This window comes from Acinetobacter towneri, assembly GCF_001758345.1.
GTDB classification, from domain to species: Bacteria; Pseudomonadota; Gammaproteobacteria; order Pseudomonadales; family Moraxellaceae; genus Acinetobacter; species Acinetobacter towneri_A.
The window spans coordinates 85,579-91,856 of sequence record NZ_MKQS01000002.1; the positions used below are offsets into that span (position 1 = coordinate 85,579).

Consider the following 6,278-nt stretch of genomic DNA (forward strand, 5'->3'; position numbering starts at 1 on the left):
ATTATGCTCCCTCACCTTGCAAACCTGATACATCTAACTCACCCGACAATAATTTAGGTAACAAGGTATCTCTTATACTTGCTAGAATATTATTTTCTTCAAATTTACTCGCCGAAAGAAAGTAAAACTCTTTTATATTTTTATGGAATAAATTCAAAACTCCATCTTTATTTTCGATAGGTAAAATACAAGGTGTATTTAAAACAGTATCATAACTTACGGCAGGATAAGCTCCACCATCAGCCAAATGAGCTAAACGCTTAATATTTTCTTTATCAGTTGCCACAATGTAAATAAATTCAGCATAATTTTTATGTTTAGGCGAAAGAACAGCAAAACCTGTACTACCTGTTAAATTTTCTCGTTGAATAAAAGCATAAGAACCATTTGCAGGTCGAACTGTACCAACAATTGTATCCCCTATTTTCAATACACGTCTTGCTCGACTCGGTGCTTTTTCAAAAATAAATTCTTCCGTTTGCTGAATAACCCCCCATTTTGTATTTGATAAATCTACATAAGTTACTTTTTCAGGGCAATTTTTCTTAGTCCATGATTGAACATTCAAATCAGCAAGAATACTTAAGTCTGTTTTAAACCACCCCTTCGGCACTTCCCCTAACTCACTTTCTACCAACTCATCAGGAAATAGCGAAGCAGTTGCTCGCAATTCAGCCAAATCATCTTCAGACATTTGCTGAAGCTCTTCTTCGTTTTTACCACTAATGGCACGCATGGCAGCAAGTTCAGGGTCTTTGCCTTCCTGCTTAGCTGCAATTTTGGCACGGACAGGGTCAAAGTCGATAAACCAGCTTTTAAAGAGGGCTTGGGCAATCGATTCAAGGGTTTGGTTGATTTGGTTATTTAGATGGATTTTGTCGTCTAGTGATTTTAAAATTTTACCTATTTTTTTCCGTTTACCTTTCTCTGGTAATCGTAGATTAAATTCTGCCAATGCTTGCCAAGAAACTCTTTGTCTTCCAGAAGTTCCTTCCATTCTTGAAATTGCGTAACTTCTAAAATCAGGTAATCGTGCGAGATAGTAAACAAAATCTTCGTCGTCTTTTGACTTTGCTGACAAAACTATAAACTCTGTTGAACCGTGGGCGATACAACCTACTGGTAAATTTTCGACTTTAGCTGTTTTACCATTTTCTAAGCATGGAGTGATTCGTGCAAATAAGGTATCACCATTTTTAAATTTTGCTCCGCCACCATTAAAAACTTTATTCGAAACTTCATTAATATCTCTGCCATTTACAGGTAAAGATGCCATATCAATAAAAGGAAATTCCTTACCTTTAGATAACGGACGGCTGGGATTAAAATCCACAATATCCTTTATTGTCTCAAAACTCACACCTCACCCCCAAATTCTTTCTTAATCGCCCAATAGCCACGTGTTCCACCCACACGCTCAAGCCAACCTGCATCTTTTAAACTCTCTAAATGCTTCTGTATGGCTGACTTATGAATGCCCAATTGCTCAGTCATTTGACGATAAGAAATTTTCGGCTGTTGTTGGATTAAGCCTAATATCTGGATTTGCCGTTCAGTTAAAATATAGCTTTCGGTTGTACCACCTGACTCCGCGATTGTACCACTGACTGTACCACCTAAATCCTCGATTGTACTACTGACTGTACCATCTACCATATCACTGACAGATTCGATTACAGGGCGATACAACTTCACATCGAAGAAATCACCCGTTTCCGAAAACTCAGGTGTTGTGAGTCCTTCCACTTCACACATTTGTATAATACGCTGCAAGCCACTGCCCCAGTGCTCAATGTAGCCCAACTCTCTAAACACACGTGCCAATACCCTATTACGAATTTCCGAACGACCATACAGCAAATCATCTTCAGTTAAACCATTAGGTAAACCACCTGGGGAGAGGATATTGACCAAATCATCATAAACTGCGACTTTAATATTACGTCCAAAGTTACTGTAATCTCGATGTACATAAGCATTAATCAGTGCTTCACGAATGGCACTTTCGGGGATTTCCAAATAGTCGTAACGCTTTAAGCCACGAATTTCGGCACGCAAAGATAAATGATTTTTAATAAAAATTTCTGTTTGTTCAATTTGTGAAAACAAATCACCTATGTATTCTTTACGGTCTAAAAACACACTCATATTGGTGCCTTTAAATCGGGCGCATTGAGTCATCACATGCTCATATTGACCGAGCAAGATCAATAAACCATGACTGGCATAACGCTGTCCTTGCTCTTCAATCACCAGTTTCAGATTCAACATCTTTTCTAAAGTCAGTGTTTTATCAGCAGCTTTGAACGCTGCTTCCAAAACTGTTAAATCGAGCTTTTCCAAAGGGTATTGATAATTGGCTAAAGCATCGAAACTTACATTCAGACGCTGCAATTCTAATTGCTGAATGTTTTCTGGTGAAGCAACACGATTGCTAGCGCCTATGCGTATATACGTACCTTGCTCACGTCCCATGGGTTTAAGGTAATATGGAAATAAACTTCCTCGAGCAACCTCGACCACCAACAACTCGATACCATCTATATTCTCAACATAAATTTGTACAGCAAGTTGCGGAACGCATAACTCATAAATCATCGAGGTGATTTTATCTTGCAGGTCAAAAATATCTTCTTGAATACCTACTAATTGTCGATCATCAGTCACCCCAATAATTAACTTTCCGCCACTACTATTCGCAAAAGCAATTAATGTTTTGGCAATCTGCTGACCTTTAGGTAACTGCTGCTTAAATTCTAACGTTTTACTTTCGCCTTTCTGAATCTCAAGCAGCAAGGGTTGCTCAGAATTCATAACCTAAGCCCTTTAAATTCTTATTAATCTCTGCTTCTAAAACAGCACTTTCAGCAAACTGCTGTTTAAGTTGTCCTGTTAAGCGTGCCATTTTCTCAGCAAATGGCTCGCCATCATCTTCCTGCTCGACTGCACCGACATAACGCCCCGGAGTCAGTACGTAGTCGTGCTTTTGTATATCTTTGAGCTCAGCAGAGAAACAGAACCCTTTCTCATTTTGATACGCTTCGCCTTCAAAATTTTCGCCTTGTTGCCAAGCATGTAAAGCATTGGTGATTTTAGCAATATCTGCATCGGTAAAGTCACGCAGTACGCGATCTCTCATATAGCCCAAATTACGGGCATCGATGAACAGCGTCTTACCTTCACGGTTAGCTTTCTTTTTATCTAAAGACAATCCGTTCTTTTTGTCCTTGGTTAGAAACCAGATACAGGCTGGAATTTGCGTGTTGGTGAACAATTGTCCTGGTAATGCAACAATGCATTCCACCAGATCGGCTTCGATCAGGTTTTTACGGATCTCACCTTCATTGTTGGTATTGGAACTCATCGAACCATTGGCAAGTAATAATGCCATACTGCCCGTAGGTGATAGATGGTACAGCATGTGCTGCATCCAAGCAAAGTTGGCATTACCTTGTGGCGGTGTACCGTATTTCCAGCGTACATCACTTTCTAGCGAAGCATGCCACCAATCTTTGATATTAAAAGGTGGGTTAGCCATGACAAAATCAGCACGTAAGTCTGGATGCTGATCCTCTAAAAAGCTGTCTGCATTCTTTTTACCGAAATTAAAATCAATCCCGCGAATCGCCATGTTCATGGCGGCCAGTTTCCATGTGGTCGGGTTACTCTCCTGACCATAAATAGAAATATGCTTTTTCTGTTCGGAGGCTTTGTAATGCTTTTCCTGAGCATGTTGTTCAATAAACTTTTCACTGGATACGAAGAATCCACCTGAACCCATTGCAGGGTCATACACACGACCTTTATAAGGCTGCAACATTTCAACAATCAAGGTGACGATGCTTTTAGGCGTATAGTACTGACCACCCTGCTTGCCTTCAGCCAAGGCAAACTGTCCCAAAAAGTATTCGTAGACGTGCCCGAGGATATCTTTACTGTGCAGACTGAGTTGCTCACCGTTATATTCTGGATTAGTAAAACTGGTGTCAGAAAAAGTATTGATCAGATCAAGTAGCTTGTCATTGTCCAGCTGATACTGTCCAATACGATTCAGAATACCTTTTAGTTTTGGATTGGCTTTTTCAATTTCATCAAAAGCATTATCAATCAACCAAGATACAGAGCGTAACTTCACGTCCTGTCCTTGCTCATCCTGCCAAATGATTGAGCCAATTGGTAAAGCTGCTGCATTGCGGATACTTAACCAACGTGCTGCTTTTGGCACCCAAAATACGTTTTTTTCTTGGTAGTAATCCAGTATTTCTAGTTCATCAGCAATAGCCTGTTGGTATTCTTCTTCGCTGTCGTACTGATCACGCGGCATGTAATAGATGTTGTGATCGTCTTTTTGTGCAAACAATTCTTTGAGTTCTGATTGCCGTTCATCAAAAGCATCTGATACGTACTTTAAGAAAATCAGTCCTAAAACAATATGCTTGTAGTTAGCGGCATCCAGACTGCTGCGTAATTTATCGGCGGCTTTCCAAAGCTTGTCATCTAAGTCATTTAGAAATTTTTGTTCCAATGAATGCATTTTATTTCCTCAATCCAAGATCAACCGCTTTGGTTTTATACTTAATGTTAAACAATGTTGCTAAGTTAGCATATCTACGACCTATTAAAAGTCATGCACTTAACAAAAAAAATAGAGATTAATTAAGTCTTGTTATTTTAACGGGATAACTATAGCTAAAATAGTACTTTGACGACTCCCACGACTAATACTGTCGTAAAAAAGAGCAACCTGGAAAGCTACTCTTCTCCAACCAACCGATTAGTTGACGGGTCTGACTGATTGCTGCAACCCCTGCTGAATATCCTGCACAAACCCTTCATGCGAAGCTTGTTGCTCCACCGTTCGGTTTTGTTCTTGTTCAGGGTAGTATTCCTCCAGCACCTCTAACCCTTCCTCTATATCCGTTTCAAACCGTGCATTGGCAAAACCCTTCCTTGCGGTAAAGTCTAAAGCTTCCTGATAAAACCCCGCCTGCTTGCTCTGTTCATCAATTTGCTTCGCCTGATTAATCGCCTCATTCAAGCTAATCCCTTCTCTTAAAGTCAGATCCACGTAATAGACTGGCTGACGATAGCTCTGTGTCGTACTCTTACCACGCAATATCAACTGCAATGGGAGGCAAGATAACAAACCATTAGACGCTGCATGGTAATAACTCAGTCGCGCAGCCAAAGTGCGAATGCTGTTAAAACCAGTGGTTCTGAAAATAAAAGTCCCAAACTCATCGGCTTCGCCTAAATTGACATGCAGGCGTCCATAAGGCTTGCAATGTCCACCTTGTCCAAGTGGGCATAAGTCGGGGGATGGGCACGGATGTTGCTCTACACCTTGTGATGTCATACGCTGACACGTCTGACCATTCCCCACACAAATCGGGCGACCTGTCTGTCGGTCAAACAAGCTGTACTCGGCACGTAAGTTCAATTCAGGGTCATTGAAGATCATACGTACAGGGATGCTACGCAGCTTTTGATTCGGTGCTTGACTACGCAATTGCTCATCCAAGGGGTGTTTAATCCAACCGTCCTTACCCTGTATTTGACTGGTAATGGTGAACTGATCGTCTTTCTCAGGCAGACGCTTGCCATTCTTTTCGACTACACGACCAATACTGATCCGGCCCAAGATGGGTGGTGTGATTGCTAGACCTTTAATCACGATAATTTTCCTCTAAATAAAATTTTACTGTTGACCCTTTGTTATGTAAGCAAATACAAAACCGTTTAAAGATCAGATGAAATGCAAAGACCGCCATTGTTGGCCTACCGCTCCTTCGGGAGTCGGTAGGTCGGGGGTGGTTTTTTGCGCTTTTTTGAAGACTGGAAATATTGATGTGATGGATTCAGTCATCGGTATAGATCTGAAAACGTCGTGTCCCTGCTTTGTTTTGCGGAAACTGCTCAAGCATTTCTGGGTGAAGTTTGAGTAAGGCTTTACTGTCTAAACTGATTGAATCTTTGGATTTTGTACTAGCTCAAACCTGATCTGACAGTTACCCATTTTTTATTGTGCCTGTCAGGTTAAATTTGAGCTAAATTTTTCTCAGCCCAAATCCGTTTTCCATCAAGTAAAGTTTCAAGTGGTGTACGACCACAGCACATTTTTCCTTGATGAGTCCGTTCAGTATTATAGAATTTCAGCCAATCGTCTAGATCAACTTGTAATTCTTCCAATGAGCTATAAAGCTTCTTCCTAAACGTAATTTGATAGAACTCCTGCAAAATCGTCTTATGGAAACGCTCACATATACCATTTGTTTGCG

General features: G+C 40.6%; 5 protein-coding genes and 1 pseudogene. All 6 read right to left on the minus strand.

The annotated features are described in order from the left end of the window. Window position 1 precedes the first annotated feature (1 nt). A complete protein-coding gene (locus tag BJN41_RS02340; RefSeq protein ID WP_070152887.1) occupies window positions 2-1,360 on the minus strand; it encodes a restriction endonuclease subunit S in 1,359 nt (452 codons plus the stop codon). Next, entirely contained in the window at window positions 1,357-2,814 is a 1,458-nt protein-coding gene (locus BJN41_RS02345; protein WP_070152890.1) for a helix-turn-helix domain-containing protein, read from the minus strand. The genes BJN41_RS02340 and BJN41_RS02345 overlap by 4 nt, the downstream gene beginning before the upstream one ends. Then, window positions 2,804-4,534 carry a type I restriction-modification system subunit M gene (locus tag BJN41_RS02350; protein ID WP_070152893.1) on the minus strand — a complete coding sequence of 577 codons (1,731 nt, stop codon included), beginning with the start codon at window positions 4,532-4,534 and terminating at the stop codon, window positions 2,804-2,806. Before BJN41_RS02350 ends, BJN41_RS02345 begins: the two co-directional genes overlap by 11 nt. 240 nt (window positions 4,535-4,774) lie before the next feature. Then, window positions 4,775-5,674 (minus strand): hydrolase or metal-binding protein, encoded by a 900-nt coding sequence (locus BJN41_RS02355; RefSeq protein ID WP_070152896.1) that lies wholly within the window; start codon window positions 5,672-5,674, stop codon window positions 4,775-4,777. A 184-nt stretch (window positions 5,675-5,858) separates the two neighbouring features. Continuing rightward, a pseudogene (locus BJN41_RS15270) lies at window positions 5,859-5,981 on the minus strand (YqaJ-like viral recombinase); the annotation flags it as partial. A gap of 55 nt (window positions 5,982-6,036) precedes the next feature. Further along, window positions 6,037-6,278: integrase core domain-containing protein (locus BJN41_RS02360; RefSeq protein ID WP_141730354.1), on the minus strand; the 242-nt coding region annotated here is incomplete at its 5' end.